General features: G+C 71.8%; 17 protein-coding genes and 2 pseudogenes. 17 read left to right on the top strand and 2 right to left on the bottom strand.

The features are described 5' to 3' along the window. Positions 1 to 148 precede the first annotated feature (148 nt). The 6 genes and pseudogenes from IEZ21_RS23165 (at position 149) to IEZ21_RS23135 (ending at position 5558) form a co-directional block, all read left to right on the top strand. The gene (locus IEZ21_RS23165; protein ID WP_189323826.1) at positions 149 to 982 is read left to right on the top strand and encodes an NAD(P)H-binding protein; all 834 of its coding nucleotides are present in this window, start codon (positions 149 to 151) and stop codon (positions 980 to 982) included. Next, positions 979 to 1641, top strand: a complete 663-nt coding sequence (locus IEZ21_RS23160) for an NAD(P)-dependent oxidoreductase (protein WP_189323825.1) — start codon at positions 979 to 981, stop codon at positions 1639 to 1641. Before IEZ21_RS23165 ends, IEZ21_RS23160 begins: the two co-directional genes overlap by 4 nt. 145 nt (positions 1642 to 1786) lie before the next feature. Continuing rightward, on the top strand, positions 1787 to 2290 hold the full coding sequence (locus IEZ21_RS23155) for an anthrone oxygenase family protein (protein WP_246568056.1): 504 nt from the start codon (positions 1787 to 1789) through the stop codon (positions 2288 to 2290). Positions 2291 to 2314: 24 nt separating this feature from the next. Beyond that, positions 2315 to 2815: pseudogene (locus IEZ21_RS23150) on the top strand (transposase family protein); the annotation flags it as partial. A 387-nt stretch (positions 2816 to 3202) separates the two neighbouring features. Further along, positions 3203 to 4942, top strand: a complete 1740-nt coding sequence (locus tag IEZ21_RS23140; RefSeq protein ID WP_246568054.1) for a sensor histidine kinase — start codon at positions 3203 to 3205, stop codon at positions 4940 to 4942. Positions 4943 to 5135: 193 nt separating this feature from the next. Continuing rightward, positions 5136 to 5558 (top strand): pyridoxamine 5'-phosphate oxidase family protein, encoded by a 423-nt coding sequence (locus IEZ21_RS23135; protein WP_189323823.1) that lies wholly within the window; start codon positions 5136 to 5138, stop codon positions 5556 to 5558. Positions 5559 to 5614: 56 nt separating this feature from the next. Here the strand turns inward: IEZ21_RS23135 and IEZ21_RS23130 are convergent, their stop codons facing one another. Beyond that, complete coding sequence (locus tag IEZ21_RS23130; RefSeq protein ID WP_189323822.1) at positions 5615 to 6274, bottom strand: hypothetical protein; 660 nt, start codon at positions 6272 to 6274, stop codon at positions 5615 to 5617. A gap of 343 nt (positions 6275 to 6617) precedes the next feature. Between IEZ21_RS23130 and IEZ21_RS23125 the strand changes: the two genes are divergently transcribed. Together IEZ21_RS23125 and IEZ21_RS23120 are read left to right on the top strand one after the other, a co-directional pair. After that, a complete protein-coding gene (locus tag IEZ21_RS23125; RefSeq protein ID WP_189323821.1) occupies positions 6618 to 7664 on the top strand; it encodes a histidinol-phosphate transaminase in 1047 nt (348 codons plus the stop codon). Positions 7665 to 7669: 5 nt separating this feature from the next. Then, a complete protein-coding gene (locus tag IEZ21_RS23120) occupies positions 7670 to 9388 on the top strand; it encodes an aldehyde dehydrogenase family protein (RefSeq protein ID WP_246568052.1) in 1719 nt (572 codons plus the stop codon). A 13-nt stretch (positions 9389 to 9401) separates the two neighbouring features. On the opposite strand, the gene IEZ21_RS23115 is transcribed toward IEZ21_RS23120, so the two are convergent. After that, positions 9402 to 9902 carry an Lrp/AsnC family transcriptional regulator gene (locus IEZ21_RS23115; RefSeq protein ID WP_033327607.1) on the bottom strand — a complete coding sequence of 167 codons (501 nt, stop codon included), beginning with the start codon at positions 9900 to 9902 and terminating at the stop codon, positions 9402 to 9404. A 120-nt stretch (positions 9903 to 10022) separates the two neighbouring features. Here IEZ21_RS23115 and pdhA point away from each other — a divergent pair, with 120 nt between their 5' ends. The 9 genes and pseudogenes from pdhA (at position 10023) to paaB (ending at position 18458) form a co-directional block, all read left to right on the top strand. Next, positions 10023 to 11144: a pyruvate dehydrogenase (acetyl-transferring) E1 component subunit alpha gene (gene pdhA, locus IEZ21_RS23110; protein ID WP_189323820.1), complete on the top strand. Its 1122-nt coding sequence runs from the start codon at positions 10023 to 10025 to the stop codon at positions 11142 to 11144. Positions 11145 to 11149: 5 nt separating this feature from the next. After that, positions 11150 to 12169, top strand: a complete 1020-nt coding sequence (locus IEZ21_RS23105) for an alpha-ketoacid dehydrogenase subunit beta (RefSeq protein ID WP_189323819.1) — start codon at positions 11150 to 11152, stop codon at positions 12167 to 12169. Continuing rightward, positions 12166 to 13710 carry a dihydrolipoamide acetyltransferase family protein gene (locus IEZ21_RS23100; RefSeq protein WP_189323818.1) on the top strand — a complete coding sequence of 515 codons (1545 nt, stop codon included), beginning with the start codon at positions 12166 to 12168 and terminating at the stop codon, positions 13708 to 13710. Before IEZ21_RS23105 ends, IEZ21_RS23100 begins: the two co-directional genes overlap by 4 nt. Positions 13711 to 13812: 102 nt before the next feature. Then, positions 13813 to 14250, top strand: a pseudogene (locus IEZ21_RS23095) (phenylacetic acid degradation protein PaaN); the annotation flags it as partial. Further along, a complete protein-coding gene (locus IEZ21_RS23090) occupies positions 14240 to 15421 on the top strand; it encodes a thiolase family protein (RefSeq protein ID WP_189323817.1) in 1182 nt (393 codons plus the stop codon). The pseudogene IEZ21_RS23095 and the gene IEZ21_RS23090, both read left to right, overlap by 11 nt. Continuing rightward, positions 15418 to 16224, top strand: coding sequence for an enoyl-CoA hydratase/isomerase family protein (locus tag IEZ21_RS23085; protein WP_189323816.1), 807 nt, complete (start codon positions 15418 to 15420; stop codon positions 16222 to 16224). The genes IEZ21_RS23090 and IEZ21_RS23085 overlap by 4 nt, the downstream gene beginning before the upstream one ends. Further along, the gene (locus tag IEZ21_RS23080; RefSeq protein ID WP_189323815.1) at positions 16221 to 17090 is read left to right on the top strand and encodes a 3-hydroxyacyl-CoA dehydrogenase family protein; all 870 of its coding nucleotides are present in this window, start codon (positions 16221 to 16223) and stop codon (positions 17088 to 17090) included. The genes IEZ21_RS23085 and IEZ21_RS23080 overlap by 4 nt, the downstream gene beginning before the upstream one ends. A gap of 100 nt (positions 17091 to 17190) precedes the next feature. After that, positions 17191 to 18165: a 1,2-phenylacetyl-CoA epoxidase subunit PaaA gene (gene paaA, locus IEZ21_RS23075; protein WP_246568048.1), complete on the top strand. Its 975-nt coding sequence runs from the start codon at positions 17191 to 17193 to the stop codon at positions 18163 to 18165. Further along, positions 18162 to 18458 (top strand): 1,2-phenylacetyl-CoA epoxidase subunit PaaB, encoded by a 297-nt coding sequence (paaB, locus tag IEZ21_RS23070; RefSeq protein ID WP_189323814.1) that lies wholly within the window; start codon positions 18162 to 18164, stop codon positions 18456 to 18458. Before paaA ends, paaB begins: the two co-directional genes overlap by 4 nt. The last annotated feature ends 19 nt before the right edge of the window (positions 18459 to 18477 follow it).

Here is an 18477-nt window from a genome sequence, read left to right as displayed (position 1 = left end):
GGCAGAACCGGAGGTTTCAGTGCCGCATGCCGATGGTCCTGGCGCACGGCTCGTCCGTGACGTTCTCCCACGATTTGAACCGCGCTACGAACCGTGATCATCCACCGCGCAAGATCGATTATCGACCACACCCACGAGAGGTTCAGTCATGATCCTGATCACCGGGGCCACCGGCGTCGTCGGCCGGGAAACCGTCCGCCTCCTGGTCGAGGGGGGAGCGAAAGTCGCCGCTGTCACCCGCGACCCGCACGCCGAATTCCCTACGGGTACCCAGCTCGTCCACCCCAAGAGGGTTCCCACCCTCGACGGCGTGGAGGCCATCCTGCTCAGCCCGCGTGCCACCGGATCCACCGCTGCCGGCCTGTTGGCCCACGCCCGCGAGACGGGCGCGGCACGGGTGGTCGTGCTGTCCTCCGTGACCGTGCAGTACCCGGCCGGGCACGCACGCTTTTGGCAGCAGTTCCACGCGGTCGAGGACGTCGCGAAGGGGAGCGGCCTGGACTGGACGATCCTGCGCTGCGCCGATTTCGCCGCCAACACCCTGGCCTGGGCCGGGCAGATCCAGGCGACTGGGACCGTGCGGGGGGCCTACCCGCACGCGAGGACCTCGACCGTCGACGAGCGTGACATCGCCGCGGTGGCCGCCCTCGCCCTGACCCACCCGCAGCACCGCGGTCAGACCTACCTGCTCACCGGAGAGCAGTCGCTGAGCCAGCCGGAGAAGGTCGCCGCGCTCGGCGCGGCGCTCGAGCGGACCCTGTCGTTCGTCGAGGCCGCACCGGACGAGATCCGCCACGGCATGCTCGCCGCCGGCCTGCCCGACGAGGTACCCGACCGGCTGCTCGGCTCACTGGCCGACTACGCCCGCGAAGCCGGGCCCACCACCGACACCGTGCGGCGGCTGCTGGGCCGCCCGGCCCGCACGTACGCCACCTGGGCGCAAGACCACCGTGTGGCCTTCACCGCGGGAGGACCCCGATGAAACTCACGATCGTGGCCGCCACCGGCGGTATCGGACGGCACCTGGTCGAGCAGGCGGTAGCCGGCGGGCATGACGTCACCGCCGTGGCCCGCCGCCCACGTGAGCTGCCGGGCGGCGTCAGGACGGTCGCCGTCGACCTCACCCGACCCGACCTGCGGACGCTCGCCGCGGCGGTACGCGGCACCGACGCCGTACTGTCCGCGCTCGGCCCGCGCAACCCGCGCACGGACGCGGGCATCACCTCGCGTGGCACCCGCGCGATCGTCGCGGCGATGCAGGCCGAGCACGTCCGGCGGATCATCATCGTCAGCGCCGCACCCGTCGGGCCGGTGCCGGGCCGGCCGACGCCCCCCAGGCACGATCCCGGCGACGGCTTCTTCATGCGCCACCTGGGAGTCCCGTTGACCCGGGCGATGTTCGGCCGGCACTACGCCGACCTCGCCGTCACCGAGCAGACCCTGCGCGACAGCGGACTGGAATGGACGGTGTCGCGCCCGCCCAAACTCACCGACAAGCCCCTGACCGGCACGTACCGGACCGCGTGGAACCGCAACATCCGGGGCGGGTTCTCCGTGCCACGCGCCGACGTCGCCCACCACATGCTCGCCATGGTGAATCAGCCGGACACCATCGAGCAGGTCGTCGGAATCGCGACCTGACGCATACCGGCCACGCACACGCCCCGGGCCGCGGGTGAGAAAGCGAGCGACGACCCGCGACGGCAGCCAACAAGGTCAGGAAGATGCCTCGCCGTCCCGCCCGCCCCTTCGCCGCCCGGGTCATCCATCACGAAAGAACGTGATCATGACGAAGTACGCCCGTTTCGCCAGCCTCGTATGCGCGGGGCTGTTCGCCGGATTCCTCACGTCAGTCCTCGTCCTGGAACTCTCGCTGCGCGGCTTCGACAGCACTGTCTACACCCAGGTCCGGCTGGTCGAACTGGACTCCCTCGACAAACTCGCCGTCGCCACACTCCTGCCGGCGCTGATAGCCACAGCGGTACTGGCTTACCAGACCTACCGAACGAACACCCGATGGCCGACCGTGGCCGCACTCGCCCTTCTGGTCTTCGTTCTCGGCCTCACGCTCATCGTCAACCTGCCCATCAACTCCGACCAGCTCCACTGGAACGCCCAGTCCCCGCCCTCCGACTGGACCGACGTACGGGACCGCTGGCAGATCGCCCACGCCGTCCGGACGGTGGCCGCGGTCCTCGCCTTCGCGGTCCTCGCCCTTGCGGCGCCGTTGCCTTGTACACGTCGTTCAAGCTCGCCGAACACCTCGCGGAGAGATCGGCTGCGCGCATGAAGTGAGGGAGTCCAACGTCAGTGTGTGAAGACAGAGTTGGACTCCCTCGCGACCGCACCCCATGTGAAGACAGAGGATCCGCCAAGGGACTCGCCGCATCTCGCTCCGTGGCGGCCGACGGTGGGGATCACCCCGCTGCTGAGCGACGCCGAGCTGGTCACGCTCGCGATGATGCAGGCCATGCTCGGTTTCACCTCCGAGGCCAGGTGGCTCCGCCACGCCCGCTCCCACCTGCGGCATCTCTTCCCGTACCTTCCCAAACAGCCCGGCTACAACAAGCGGCTGCGCAAGGCCGCCGAGCTGCTGCGTCAAGTCACCCGGCTACCGGCCGTCCACACCTCCGTGTGGAGCGATGACGTGTGGATCGTGAACTCCACGCCGGTGGAGTGCGGCCGCTCACGCGAGACCGTGAAACGTTCCGACCTGGCCGGATGCGCCGAGTACGGGTACTGCGCCAGCCACAGACGCTTCTTCTGGGGCCTGCGGCTGCACCTGGTGTGCACCCTCCAGACCCTGCCCGTCGCTCTGGACACCTTCCTCGTCCGAACGGTTCTGGTTCCCGCCCTCGCCCTCGACCTCGGTCGCTGGTTCTGGTGGCCCGGCAGCCTCTTCCACCGCCTGGCCCACGACGAACCGAACGCGTCGGCAAGCCCTTCAGCCGACGCACCCACCCCGGCCCACGATCCGGCCTGATACGGGGCGACGCTGACGCGGGTTCCTTCACCCGCGTCAGCGGCCGTTCAGCGCACCACCAAGCGGATCAGACCATCCGCGGCACTTGACCTGCACGCAAGCGACCTGACGCACCATCAGGAACGAGTGTCGGATGAGCGTCACATATGTTCGCGTGCCGTCAGGGCTCTTCGGCATGATGGGGGAGGTGCCGCTGGCACCTTTCGGGAGGGAGCGGGCATGGCGGAAAGTCCGACAGCGAGGCGGAAGGACGGCCCGGCGGCACCTCAGTTGCGGCTGGACGAGCTGCTGGAGGGGCTGCAGGCGCAGGTGGCGCAGGTGCGCGCGACCCGGGACCGGGTGCACACGCTGCTGGACGCGGTACTCGCGATCGGCTCCGACCTGGATCTCGATGTGGTGCTGCGGCGGATCACCGAGTCCGCGGTGGCCGTGGTGGACGCCGAGTACGGGGCGCTGGGGGTGGTGGGCGAGGAAGGCCGGATCAAGCAGTTCATCACCGTCGGTGTGGACGAGGACACCATCAAGGCGATCGGCCACTATCCCGAGGGCGAGGGCATCCTGGGGCTGCTGATCAGGGAGCCGGAGCCACTGCGCCTCGCCGACCTCGGCACGCATCCCGACTCGGTGGGCTTCCCCGAGGGGCATCCGCCGATGACCACGTTCCTGGGGGCTCCGGTGCGCGTACGCGACCGGGTCTTCGGAAACCTGTACCTGACCGACAAGCGCGGCGGGGCGCAGTTCGACGACGAGGACGAGGCGGTGCTGCGCACCCTGGCGGCGGCAGCGGGCGTGGCCATCGACAACGCCCGGCTGTACGAGGACACGCTCCGCCGGGAGCGGTGGCTGGCGGCTAGCAGCGAGCTGACCCGCAGCCTGTTGTCGGGCACCGACCCGGATCAGGTACTGCACCAGGTCGCCACCACCGTGAGGTTCCTGTCAGGGGCCGATCTGGTGACGATGGCGGTGCCGATCGACGGCGGCGACGAGCTGGTGATCGAGGCCGCCGACGGGGAGGGCGCCGAGCGGGTGCGCGGGCTGGTACTGCCGGCCACCACGCTGGCCGCGAAGGTGCACCGCTCCAACGAGCGGATCACCAGCAACGCGCTGTCCCAGGAGCCGCAGGAGGGGGCCGGCTCCGCGGCTCATGTGGAACTGGGGCCCGGGTTTCTGCTCCCGCTGGGCGGGAGCGAGCACGCCCGTGCGGTCCTTCAGATCGCCAATCTGCCCGGCGGCGAGGAGTTCTCCGACGCCGTCATGACCATGATCAGCGGCTTCGCCGACCAGGCCGCGCTTGCTCTGGAGATCGCCGAGCATCGGCGCGAGGCGGATCATCTCCTGGTCCTGACCGACCGGGACCGCATCGCACGCGACCTTCACGACCTGGCCATCCAGCGGCTGTTCGCCTCCGGGCTGACGCTGAACTCCGTACTGGGACGGATTTCCGACCGGCCCGAGGCGGCCGAGCGCATCCAGCGTGTGGTCGACGACCTCGACGACACCATCAAAACGGTGCGGACCACGATCTACGCCCTGCGCGAGCGCGACCGCTCCGAGGGGCGTGCCGGACTGCGCGCGAAGCTGCTGTCCGAGACCGACAAGGCCGCCGAAGCCCTCGGCTTCAGCCCCGCCCTGCGCATGACCGGCCTGCTGGACACGGGCGTACCCGCGGGCCACGCCGATCACCTGCTGGCGGTGCTGCGCGAGACCCTGTCGAACGCCGCCCGGCATGCGCACGCCACCACCGTCGAGGTCACCGCCGAAACGGACGGCAGCCGGCTGCGCCTGCGCGTGTCCGACAACGGACGCGGCATCGACCCCGCCGTCACCCGCCGCAGCGGCCTGGACAACCTCCACCGCCGCGCGACCGACCTGGGCGGCAGTCTCACGCTCACACCGAACGAGCCCACCGGCACCGTCGTGGAATGGACGGTGCCCCTCCCCGCGGAGACTGAGGCGTAACTCGCTTGCCAGGTCCGGCTGTTCAGGACCCCACGGGGTCTCAGCCGCGGCGCGGGGCGCGCGGGTACCGTGTTGCCCGCACGGCTCCCGCGAATCAACGGCTGTGATCGGCCGTCCTCGCGTCCCAAGGGGGCCAAGAGGGTAGGGCCGGTCGGCCCTACCCTCTCACCGCGACCGCGGAGACCATGGACGGATGTTCCAGAACGACGCCTTTCGCGCACTCGACCGGCAGGAGAGCCTGCGCCTGCTCGCCAAGGTGCCGGTCGGCCGCGTGGTCTACACCCGGCAGGCTCTGCCCGCGGTCCTGCCCATCAACTTCTCCCTGGACACGGACGCCTCCGTCCTGCTGTCCACCTCGCCGGACTCGGACCTCGTACGCGCCATCGACGGCGTCGTGGTCGCCTTCGAGGCGGACGAGTTCGACGCGGCGACCCGGTCCGGCTGGAGCGTGGTCGTCACCGGCCGGGCCACCGTGGTGACCGACCCGGCCGAGCACGAGCGGCTGTCGCAAGCCGGTCCCACGTCCTGGATGCCCCTGCGGGACCCGGTGTTCATACGGATCGAGTCCGAGATGGTCACCAGACGCGAACTCAGGGGAACGCACGGCACGCAGTGAGGCGCAGTCCGCAGCGGGCCGCTGGATTGTGGCCGGCCGCCCGGCACGTGACTGCGTCACGGATGGTAGATGTCCCAGGTCGTCGACCTGGTGGGTGAGGGGTCGGCCGTCGGCCGGTCCGGGGTGCATGCGGTGGGATTCTGCGGCGGGAGCAACCAGTAGGCACCGATCCGCTCCGTCCCGAACCGCACGTCCATGTCCCCGGCGATGGCCAAATCCCGTGTCGTCCGCGGCAGTTCCCGACCCCTCAGGGGCGCGCCCGCGTACGCCGCCACAAGGATCCGGGTGCAGATGCCGTCCTGTCCGTCGGGAAGGCCCCTGGGGAACCCGACGGTACGGGTCCTGCTGCCGTCCGCGGACAGTCCGTAGCGCATGACGGACGACGTCTCCGTCCCCGTCGTCCTGGCCGAGAGGGTCCAGAACTCGACCTGCACACCGAGCGGTTGGCACAGCACCCGGCCATCACCCGTGTGCCGTGCGCGGACGACGACCGAAGCGTCCTCGTACGACGGGCCTGCCCCGTCGACCGTCCCGCGGAAGGACACCGCGGTCCGCAGCCATGCGGCCTGCTCCCGTCCCGACCAGTGGCCGTCGTCGCGGCAGTCGCCGGCCTGCGCGTCTGCGGACGCCTTCGAGCAGCCGGTCGCGAGCAGCGCGAGGGCCGCCGCGCACGCCGTCAGGGCTCCGTGGCGGAGGCGGGTCTGGGTGCTGTGCATGGTCTCCCTCGATCGGAACAGGGCGGGCCGCGGACATCGCGCGGCTCGGGCGGCGAGCAGTCTGCTCACGCCTCGCCCGCGGCGGGGGCCTCGATGGCCCGCTGTGTCCGTCCCGTGATCAAGGAGACGAGCATGCGCCCCGCGGAGGGCGCGCCGTCCGTCTCGTGCCAAAGGTTCCGCAGGGCTCGCCGGGAGACGGTTTGCTGGCCAACTGCCTCGATTTCGGCGATTCGTAGCCGAATTTCCCAAACAGTTGAGTACTTGTCGTCCTCTCCTCACGATTTGGCTGTCAAGTGCCCGACGGCGAGGCCTCGGGCCCCAGCGCTGCAGAAGCGAGTCCAGCATGGTGCGTGTCCGTGCGTCCCTGTCCCAGCTGCCCGCCTACGTCCCGGGCCGCAAACTGCCCGGGGCCGTCGTGCTGGCCAGCAACGAATCCCCGCACGGGTTGCTGCCGGGGGTGGCCACGACCCTCGCGGAGGCCGCCGGCGGTGTGTCGCGGTACCCCGATCTGCACGCCGCCCCGCTCGTCGAGGCCCTGGCGGCGCACCACGGGGTCGAGCCGGACCGGATCGCGGTGGGCGCCGGTTCCTCCGAGGTGTGCGGGCAGTTGCTGCACACCGTCGTGGGGCCCGGTGACGAGGTCGTCTTCGGCTGGCGGTCGTTCGAGGCGTACCCGATCCTCACCGCCGTAGCGGGCGGTACGGCGGTGCGGGTGTCCCTGCGCGACCACGCCCTCGACCTCGACGCCATGGCGGCGGCGATCACCGCCCGGACCCGGCTGGTCTTCGTGTGCAACCCCAACAATCCGACCTCCACGGCGGTCGGCGCGCGGGCCCTGACCGACTTCGCGGACCGGGTGCCGCGGGACGTGCTGATCGTCGTCGACGAGGCGTACCGGGAGTACACCGATCCCGCCCGGGTCCCCGACGGCCTCGCCCTCCTCGGCGACCGGCCGAACGTGGCGGTGCTGCGGACCTTCTCGAAGGCGTACGGCCTGGCGGGGCTGCGTGTCGGCTACTGCGTCGCGCCGCCCGGCATCGCCGCGCACGTGCGCCGGACGCAGGTGCCATTCAGCGTCAGCGCTCTCGCTCAGCGGGCCGCCGTCGTAGCTCTCGGCGAAGGCATGGAGGTCGCCCGGCGGGCCGCCCTCACGGTCGCCGAACGCGACCGTGTCACCGGGCGGTTGCGGGCGCTCGGCCATGATGTGCCCGACTCCCAGTCCAATTTCGTCTGGCTGCCGCTCGGCGGCGACAGCGGGGACTTCGCCCTGCACTGCGCGGACGGGAAGGTCATGGTCCGCCCGTTCCTCGGCGAGGGCGTCCGGGTCACGATCGGGCTGCCGGAGGAGAACGACGCCCTCCTCGCGCTCGCGGCGAGCTGGAGAGGCTGACGGCCATGCGCCCCGGTCCCTACGAACGGCACCACGAGCTGCTGCAGAGCATCGTTCGCGCGAGCGCCGCCGGTGAGTGCCGACGCCCCTTCACCGAGGCGACCGGCCAGGACGCGGCCGACGCGGGCATGAGGTCGACCCGCACGGCGGGAAAGGTGTTCCGCTCGCTGCTGGGACGGACCTTCGCCCTGCCGCAGCCCGGCGAGACAGGTCTTGTGCGCACGGAGGCGTCGCCGTACGGCGTCGGTCCGGCCATCGCCTACCCGCGCTGCGATCCCGCGGAGCTGGTCGCGGCGGCGGGGCGGGCGGCGGCCGGCTGGCGGGTGGCCGGGCCGTACGAGCGCGCCGGGCTCGCCGTGGAGATCCTGCGCCGGCTCAACACCCGCAGCCACGAACTGGCCCTCGCGGTGCACCACACCACCGGCCAGCCCCTCCAGGCGGCCTTCCACGCCGCCGGGCCGCGCGCCCAGGACCGTGGCCTTCAGGTGGTGGCCCAGGCCTTCGCCGAGTCGGAACGTGTGCCGGCCGACTCGCACTGGAAAATCACCGGACGGGGCGGGCAGCCGTGCACTCTGCGGGGCACCTGCACCCTCGTGCCCCGTGGGGTGTCGCTGCTCGTCGGCTGTCCCGACTTCCCGCTCTGGAACGGGTATCCGGGCCTGTTCGCCGGCCTGGTGACCGGCAACCCGGTCGTCGTGGCTCCGCACCCTCGCTCGGTACTGCCGCTGGCGATCACGGTGCGGGTCGCCCGGCAGGTGCTCGCGGAGGCCGGTCACTCCCCGGACCTCGTGACCCTGGCCGTGGCGGAACCGGAGCGGCAGGTGCACCGGCGACTGGCCACGGATCCGGCGGTGCGCATCGTCGACTTCACGGGCTCCGCGCGCTTCGCCGACTGGCTGGAACAACACGCCCGCCAGGCCGCCGTGTTCGCCAACCGGACCGGGCTGAACACCGTGGTCGTGGACTCGACCGACGACTACCAGGGCCTGGTACGGGGTCTCGCCCTCTCCTCGTGCCGGTGCAACGGCACGGTGCGCACCACGCCGCAGAACATCCTGGTACCGGAGCGGGGCTTCAGCACCGACGAGGGACACAAGACGCTGCGGGACCTCGGGGCCGACCTCGACGAAGCCGTGGACCGGCTGCTCGGGCACCCCGCCCGCGCGGCGAGGCTGCTGGGCGCGATCACCGCCGACGAGGTGTCCAGCGCTCTGACGGAGGCCGCGCGGTGCGGCCCGGTCCTGCACGCGTCCGGTCCCGTGGCCCATCCCGACCACCCGTACGCCGATCTGCGCAGTCCGCTGCTGGTACGGCTGCGCGCCTCGGACGAACGGGTCTACACGCGCGAGTGGCCCGGGCCGGTGACCTTCCTGGTGGGCACTGACTCGACCTCGCACAGCCTGGCCCTCCTGCGCCGTACGGTGGCGCGGCACGGCGCGCTCTACGTCTCGGTGCACTCCACCGACCCGCTGGTGCTGGCGGCGGCCGAGACGGCGGCGCTTGACGCCGGGGTGCATCTCGTGGAGAACCTCGACGACCTGCCCGCCGACCCGTCCTCGGCCCTCGCCGAACTGCCGGGCGCGGACGCCCACTTCGTCACCGGACGGTTCCGCGTGGTGCGCTCCCGGCGGCGCGCACCGGCAGCGGCTCCCGTCCCGGCACCTGACCGGCCGGCGGTCGCCGCGGGGAGCCCTGCCGCCACCGCCGCGCTGATCGACGTATGACCGCGGCGGTCCCTCAGTCCGTCCAGGTGGCGCCGCGGCCCCGCACCTCGTCGAAGACCAGCCAGGTGCGGGTGGAGCGCACGCCCGGCACCGCCTGGATGCTCTCCAGCACCACCTTGCGCAGCGCCAGGTTGTCCGGCGCGCGCACCAGCACCAGGACGTCGAAGTCGCCCGTGACGAGGGCGACATGCTCCACGTACGGGATCTCGCGCAGTTCGCGGGAGATGTTCCGCCAGGCGTTCTGGTCGATCATCACTGTGACGTACGCGCTCGTGCCCAGGCCCGCCCGCTGGGCGTTGAGCTGCGCGGTGAAGCCCGTGATGACGTCCTCGGCCACGAGCCGGCCGATGCGCGTGTAGGCGTTGGCCCGGGAGATGTGCACCTGTTCGGCGAGGGCGCGGACCGAGATCCGGCCGTCCTCGAGGAGCCGGCTCAGGATCTGCCGGTCGATGTCGTCGAGCGGGACGGCAGTTCGTCCGGCCGCCGCCCCCGGCAGGGCGTTTTCCTCGGACACTTTGTCCTCCCGGTCTCTTCGATTCGGCAGTTCGTCGCCTGTTCCGCCGAGCTATTGAACACATATTCCGCGACGGCGACCATTCTCCTGTCAAGTGTCCAGAGAAAGCGAGTGCCCTCCATGTCTGTGAAGAGCCTCCGCCAGACGGTGCAGGGCCTTCTGCCGTCCCTGTCGCCGGTGCGGTTCGTGGCCGAGGACGGCACACCGGTCGCGAAGCAGCCGACCGACTACACCGAGCCCGAGGTCGAGGCCCTGCTCGAGGCCTGGCGTCGCATGGTCCTGGGCCGCCGGTTCGACACCCAGGCGACCGCCCTCACCAAGCAGGGCCGCCTCGCGGTCTACCCGTCCAGCCGCGGTCAGGAGGCCTGTCAGATCGGCGCCGTGCTCGCACTGCGCCCGGACGACTGGCTGTTCCCGACCTACCGCGACTCCGTCGCCCTGGTGACCCGTGGCATCGACCCGGTCGAGGTGCTGACGCTGCTGCGCGGCGACTGGCACTGCGGCTACGACCCCGCCGCCACCCGCGTCGCACCCCAGTGCACCCCGCTGGCCACCCAGGTTCTTCACGCCGTCGGCATGGCGGAGTCGATGCGCCGCAAGGGCGAGGACGGCGTGGCGATGGCCCTCGTCGGGGACGGGGCGACCAGCGAGGGCGACTTCCACGAGGCGCTGAACTTCGCGGCCGTCTTCCGCGCCCCGGTCGTCTTCTTCGTGCAGAACAACAAGTACGCGATCTCCGTCCCGCTGGCCCGGCAGACCGCGGCGCCCGCCCTCGCCTACAAGGGCATCGGCTACGGGGTGCGCGCCGAGCAGGTCGACGGCAACGACCTGCTCGCGGTGCTGGCAGTACTGACCGCGGCCGTCGAGCACGCCCGCGCCGGGAACGGCCCGGTCCTGGTCGAGGCGCACACGTACCGCATGGACGCGCACACCAACGCCGACGACGCCACCCGCTACCGGGAGAACGACGAGGTCGACCAGTGGCGGGCCGCCGACCCGGTCGACCGCCTGGAGACCTGTCTGCGCTCGCGTGGCGCGCTCACCGACGAGGACGTGGCGGCGCTGCGGGAGGAGGCCGAGGAACTGGCGGCGCGGGTGCGGGCCGGCATGAACGCAGACTCCGTGCTGGATCCGCTGGAGCTGTTCGACCACGTATACGCCGATCTCACCCCGCAACTGCGGGAGCAGCGTGCCCAGTTGGCGGCCGAGCTCGCCGAATCCGCCCAGGCCCAGGAGGACTGACGACCATGGCCAAGGTCACGATGGCGCAGGCGCTCAACACCGCCCTGCGCGACGCACTCGGCGAGGACGAACGGGTCCTCGTCTTCGGAGAGGACGTCGGCCCGCTGGGCGGCGTGTTCCGCATCACCGACGGGCTGACCCGCGACTTCGGCGAGCAGCGCTGCTTCGACACCCCGCTCGCGGAGGCCGGCATCGTCGGGCTGGCGGTCGGCATGGCGATGGGCGGGTTCCGGCCCGTGGTGGAGATGCAGTTCGACGCCTTCGCCTACCCGGCGTTCGAGCAGATCGCCTCGCACGTCGCCAAGCTGCGCAACCGCACACGCGGGCGGATCGGCCTGCCGATGGTGATCCGCATCCCCTACGCCGGCGGGATCGGCGGAGTCGAGCACCACTGCGACTCCAGCGAGGCCTACTACGCCCACACGCCCGGCCTCAAGGTCGTCACCCCGGCCACGGCCGAGGACGCCTACTGGCTGCTGCGTGACGCGGTGGCCGACCCCGACCCGGTGGTGTTCCTGGAGCCGAAGAAGCTGTACTGGTCGCGCGAGGACACCGATCTGGAGACGCGCGGGGCACTGCCGTTCGGGCGGGCGGCGATCCGGCGCGCGGGGCGTGACGCCACCATCGTGGCCTACGGCCCCTCGGTCCCCGTGGCCATGGCCGCTGCCGAGGCAGCCGCCGAGGACGGGATCGAGCTGGAGGTCGTGGACCTGCGGACGCTGGTGCCCTTCGACGACGAGACCGTCACGGAGTCGGTGCGGAGGACGGGGCGCTGCGTGGTCGTTCAGGAGGCGCAGGGCTTCGCCGGGGTCGGTGCGGAGATCGCCGCCCGGGTGCAGGAGCGCTGCTTCCACTCGCTGGCCGCGCCCGTGCTGCGGGTGGCCGGCTTCGACATCCCGTACCCGCCGCCGAAGCTGGAGCACGCGCACCTGCCCGGCGTCGACCGGATCCTCGACGCCGTCGACCGACTGCAGTTCTCCGACGAGCCCGACACCCGGCACCTGTTGAAGGGAGCGGTCACATGACCACCGCAACGCTGCACGAGCAGCTGTTCAAGCTCCCCGACCTCGGCGAAGGGCTGACCGACGCGGAGATCATCGAGTGGAAGGTCGCCGTCGGCGACACCGTGACGATCGACCAGATCGTGGTCGAGGTGGAAACCGCCAAGGCCGCGGTCGAGGTGCCGGTGCCGTACGCGGGCACGGTGCTGCGGCTGCATGCGGAGGCGGGTTCGGCGGTGGGGGTGGGGGAACCGCTGATCACTGTGGGGGCAATTACCTCCGGCGGGGGCGGCGCAGGTGACGGCTCGGGCGATCCGTCGCCCGGCGAATTCGGTACCGGGGCCCGCTGGTCCGGCTCGGCCGACGGACCGGGCGGCGGCATGGGCGAGGCCCTCGGCTCGTTGCCGTCCGGTAAGCCCGTGGCGGGACCGGTACCGGCCGACCCGGCCGCAGTGCGGTACCGGGAGGAAGAGCAGGCCGGATCCGGCAACGTGCTGATCGGCTACGGCACCGGACACGAACCGGCACTGCGCCGTCGCCGCCGACGCGCTGGGGCCGCTACGGCGATCCCCGGGCCCGTGGCCGAGGCGGCGCCGGCGATCGAGCCGCACGCTCCCCGGGTCATCTCGCCTCTCGTGCGCAGGATGGCGCGGGACCACGGAGTCGACCTCACCGTGCTGGTGCCGTCCGGTCCCGCCGGGGTCGTCCTACGGCGGGATGTGGAACAGGCCGTCGCCCAGGGCGCGAGGCACGCGGAGGCACCGTCCGGCGCGCGGGCCAGCGCGGAGCCGACGCCTGCGTCACGGCTGGAAGCCGCGCCCGTGCCCCGACCGGGACCGGCGCCCGTGCCCCGACCGGAGACCGCCCCAGACGGTCCCGTCCGCATCCCGCTCCGAGGCGTTCGTAAAGCCGTCGCGGACAAGCTCTCCCGCAGCCGGGCCGAGATTCCCGACGCCACCACCTGGGTCGACGTGGACGCGACCGGACTGCTGCAGGCCAAGAAAGCGCTGGAGGCCGCCGAACCCGGCCGCCGCGTCGGCCTGTTGGCCCTGTTCGCCCGGATCTGTGTCGCCGGTCTCCGCCGCTACCCCGAGCTGAACTCGGCCGTCGACACCGAACGCCGGGAGATCCTGCGCTACGACGAGGTGCACCTGGGCTTCGCCGCCCAGACCGAACGCGGCCTCGTCGTCCCCGTCGTCCGCGACGCCCACCGGCTGACGACGGTCCAACTCGCCGCGGAACTCGCCCGGTTGACCGAACTGGCCCGGACCGGCAGCCTGCCGCCCGACCGGCTGACCGGAGGCACCTTCACCCTCAACAACTACGGCGTGTTCGGCGTCGACGGCTCCACACCCATCATCAACCACCCGGAGGCGGCGCTCCTCGGCGTCGGCCGCATCGTCGACAAACCCTGGGTGGTGGACGGCGCGCTCGCCGTCCGCAAGGTCACGCAGCTGTCGCTCAGCTTCGACCACCGGGTCTGCGACGGCGGCACGGCCGGCGGCTTCCTGCGCTTCGTGGCCGACTGCGTGGAACGCCCGGCGATCCTGCTCGCCGACGTCTGACCCGACCTGCTCCCCCTCTCCGTACCTGGGCGCACCGCACCCACCAACCGACCGAACTTTCGGCCTGGAGCCTTCATGTCCCCCGACCAGCATCCCGACTTCCCCGACCATCCGGACGCCGTCGTCCGCACTCCGCTGGTGGCCCAGCTCGACGCCGAGGCCGACGAGAAGACCTACACGAGTGAGTGGTTCGGGCCGGTCTCCTTCGTCATCGCCACCGACGACACCGCGCACTCCCTGCGCGTCCTGCACGACACCGTACGGCGCCACGGCGCGCTCACCGCCTGCGTCTACGCGACCGGCGAGGACGTACTGGCGGCCGCGCGGGCGACGGCCCTGGAGGCCGGCGTGCATCTGTCGGAGAACCTGACCGGCGACGTGTTCCCCAACCAGTCCGCCGCCTTCAGCGACTTCCACGGCACGTCGGCCAACCCGGCCGCCAACGCGACCCTGACCGACCCGGCGTTCGTCACCGGCCGCTTCGCCGTCCTCCAGTCCCGCCGTCACGCCCCGGCCGAGGAGCACGCCGATGTCCGATGAGGTCTATCTGATCGACGGGGCCCGCACTCCACAGGGCCGTTACGGCGGCGCCCTGGCCTCCGTGCGCCCCGACGACCTGGCCGCGCTCGTCGTCGGCGAGGCCGTGCGTCGCGCCGGGATACCAGCCGACTCCGTGGACGAGGTGATCCTCGGCGCCGCGAACCAGGCCGGAGAGGACAACCGGGACGTCGCGCGGATGGCCGTACTGCTGGCCGGACTTCCGCACACCGTGCCCGGATACACCGTCAACCGGCTGTGCGCCTCGGGGCTTACGGCCGTCGCGTCCGCCGCGCACTCGATACGGGCGGGCGAGGCCGAGCTGGTCGTGGCCGGCGGGGTCGAGTCGATGACCCGTGCGCCCTGGGTGATGGCCAAGCCGGGCACACCCTGGTCCCGGCCCGGCGACGTCCACGACACCTCACTCGGCTGGCGCTTCACCAACCCGCGCTTCCCCGCGACGACGACCTTGTCGATGGGCGAGACCGCGGAGGAGGTCGCCGCCCTGGACGGCATCAGCCGCCTGGACGCGGACGCCTTCGCACTGCGCAGCCACCGCCGGGCGGTGGCCGCACAGGCGGCGGGCCGTTTCGCGGCGGAGATCGTCCCGGTGCCGGTGGCGGACGGTGAGGTGGACCAGGACGAAGGGCCGCGCCCGGCCACCACGCTGGAGAAGCTGAGCGGCCTGCGCACCGTCTTCCGCCCGGGCGGCATCGTCACCGCGGGCAACTCCTCGCCGCTGTCCGACGGGGCTGCCGCCCTGGTGGTGGCGAGCGGGGCGGCGGTGGAGCGCTACGGGCTGACTCCCCGGGCCCGTGTCGTCACCGCCGCCTCGGCCGGGGTCGAGCCCCACTTGATGGGCCTCGGCCCGGTGCCGGCCACCGCCAAGGCGTTGGACCGGGCGGGCTGGACGGTCGGGGACCTCGACGCGGTCGAACTCAACGAGGCCTTCGCCGCCCAGGCCCTTGCGGTCATGCAACGGCTGAAGCTCGACCCGGACCGCGTCAACGCCGACGGCGGCGCCATCGCACTCGGCCACCCCCTGGGCTGCTCCGGCGCCCGCATCCTGCTCACCCTGCTGGGCCGACTGGAGCGGGAGGGCGGCCGGCGAGGCCTGGCGACCCTCTGCGTCGGTGTCGGACAGGGCGTGGCCATGCTCGTGGAACGCGTATGAACAAGACACCCGCGGACGGCCCGTACGAGAACCAGCTGTACGAGACGCTCTCGGTCGAGGAGCGCACGGACCGGGTGGTCGTCACCTTGCGCCGGCCCGCCGCCCGCAACGCCATCAACGGCCGCATGATCACCGAACTGCACCGGGTGTGCGAGGAGTTGGAGCGTGCCCCGAAGTTCCTGCTGCTGACCGGGCACGGCGGGGTCTTCGCGGGCGGTGCCGACATCGGCGAACTGCGCGCTCGGGGTCGCGACGAGGCCCTCCAGGGCATCAACAGCCGCCTCTTCGAACGGGTCCACAGGCTGCCCCTGCCCACCGTGGCCGCGGTGCCGGGCTGGGCGCTGGGCGGCGGCGCCGAGTTGGCGTACGCCTGCGACCTCAGGATCGCCGGGCCGGACGCGGTCTTCGGCAATCCCGAACCGGGCCTGGGCATCCTCGCCGCCGCCGGTGCCTGCTGGCGGCTGCGCGAACTGGTGGGCGAGTCGGTGGCCAAGCAGGTCCTGCTCGCCGGACGCACCCTCGACGCGCCGGCCGCACTCGCCTGCGGGCTCGTCATGGACGTCGTACCGACAGACCGGCTGATCGACGAGGCGCACGCGCTGCTCGACCGGATGGCCCGCTCCTCGGCCCTCGCCCTGCGGCTGACGAAGCTCGTCACCGATGCCCCGGGTGCCCATCCCGTGGCCGACGACCTTGCTCAGGCGGTGCTCTTCGAGAGCCCGGACAAGGAGGAGCGCATGACGCGCTTCCTGGAGAAGACCGAGACGACGGAGACGACGCAGAAGACGGGAGGCCGGGCATGAACTCGGCAGCAGCACCGCCCTCCGTGGTGGGGGTGATCGGCGGCGGGCGCATGGGCGCCGGTATCGCCCAGTCCTTCGCGGCCGCCGGGTCCCGCGTGGCCGTCGTGGAGCGCGACGGCTCCGCGGGCGCCGCCGCTCTGGAACGGATCACCACGGGACTTCGGCAGGCGGCCGAGCGCGGGACGCTCGCACTCGCCGGGCCGTCGGATCTCGACGTGCCGGACCGTGTCGCCGTCCTCTCCTCGATCGCCGAACTGCCCCACGACACCGACCTGGTCGTCGAGGCGGTCCCGGAAGACGCGGCTCTCAAGGCCGAGTTGCTTGCCGCCGCCGAGGACGTCGTGCACGACGGATGCGTGCTGGCCAGCAACACCAGCTCCCTGTCCGTCACCGAACTCGCGGCGGCCTTGAAACGTCCCGGGCGGTTCCTGGGGATGCACTTCTTCAACCCCGTTCCCGTCTCCGCCCTCGTCGAACTGGTCCTGACCCCCGACACCACCGAAGCGACCCGGTCCGCGGCGGTCCGCTGGGCGCACGCCCTCGGCAAACAGGACGTCGTCGTCAAGGACTCGCCCGGCTTCGCCAGCAGCCGACTCGGCCTCACCCTCGGCCTCGAGGCGATCCGCATGGTCGAGGAGGGGGTCGCCGACGCGGAGGCCATCGACACGGCCATGCGCCTCGGCTACCGGCACCCGATGGGACCGCTGCGCCTCACCGACGTGGTCGGACTCGACGTACGGCTCGCCATCGCGGAGCACCTGCACACGACGCTCGGCGAGCGGTTCGCGCCGCCGCGGCTGCTGCGGGAGAAGGTCGCCCGCGGTGAGCTGGGCCGCAAGAGCGGTCAGGGGTTCTACCGATGGTGACAGGAACTCCACGTACCTCCTGGACATAGAACGCCGCGCCCCCGGCTTCCACGGTCACTGACCACTCCACCTCCCCCGACCCACGACAGGACACGCCATCGTGAACAACCCCACCGCAGCACCCCCGCGGCCGTACGACCCGGAGGCCGCCTTCGAGAACACCATCGCCCGTGACCAGCGCATCGAACCCCGCGACTGGATGCCCGACGCCTACCGGGCCACGCTCGTCCGGCAGATCGCCCAGCACGCCCACTCCGAGATCATCGGCATGCAGCCGGAGGGCGAGTGGATCACCCGGGCGCCCTCGCTGCGCCGCAAGGCGATCCTCTTCGCCAAGGTGCAGGACGAGGCGGGGCACGGGCTCTACCTCTACTCGGCGGCCGAGACGCTCGGCGCCGACCGCACGAAGATGACGGAGCGGCTGATCGACGGCGGTCAGAAGTACTCCTCGATCTTCAACTACCCCACCCGTACCTTCGCCGACGTCGGGGTGATCGGCTGGTTCGTGGACGGGGCGGCCATCTGCAATCAGGTCCCGCTGTGCCGCACCTCGTACGGCCCGTACGGACGTGCCATGGTCCGCGTCTGCAAGGAGGAGTCCTTCCACCAACGGCAGGGCTACGAACTGCTGCTGACCATGATGCGCGGCACCGACGAACAGCGCGCCATGGTGCAGGACGCCGTCGACCGCTGGTGGTGGCCGTCCCTGATGATGTTCGGCCCGCCCGACGACGACTCCCCCAACTCGGCGCGGTCCATGGCCTGGAGGATCAAGCGGCACAGCAACGACCAACTGCGGCAGCGCTTCGTCGACATGACCGTCCCGCAGGCCGAGAAGCTGGGCGTCACCCTGCCCGACCCGGACCTGCGCTGGAACGAGGAGCGCGGCCACCACGACTTCTCCGCCCCGGACTGGGACGAGCTGAAGCGGGTCGTCTCCGGTGACGGACCGTGCAACGCCGAGCGGATCGCCCGTCGCCGGGCCGCGCACGAGGAGGGTGCCTGGGTACGGCGGGCCGCCACCGCGCACGCCGCCAAGCGGACGGCCCGGCTGCGGGAAGGGGCGGCGGCATGAGTACGTCGACAAAGGGCGACTGGCCGCTGTACGAGGTGTTCGTCCGCGGCAAGCGCGGGCTCAACCACGTCCACGTCGGCTCCCTGCGCGCCGCCGACGACGAGATGGCCCTCCTGCACGCCCGCGACCTCTACACACGGCGCAACGAAGGCGTGAGCATCTGGGCCGTGCGCTCGGACACCATCGCCGCCTCCGCGCCCGACGAGAAGGACCCGTTCTTCGCCCCCAGCGGCGACAAGGTCTACCGGCACCCCACCTTCTACGACATCCCCGACGACGTCCCCCACATCTGACGTCCCCCATATCTAGGGA

This window comes from Streptomyces flaveus (assembly GCF_014647675.1).
Taxonomy (GTDB): domain Bacteria; phylum Actinomycetota; class Actinomycetes; order Streptomycetales; family Streptomycetaceae; genus Streptomyces; species Streptomyces flaveus.
This window is presented reverse-complemented; position numbering and strand designations above follow the sequence as displayed.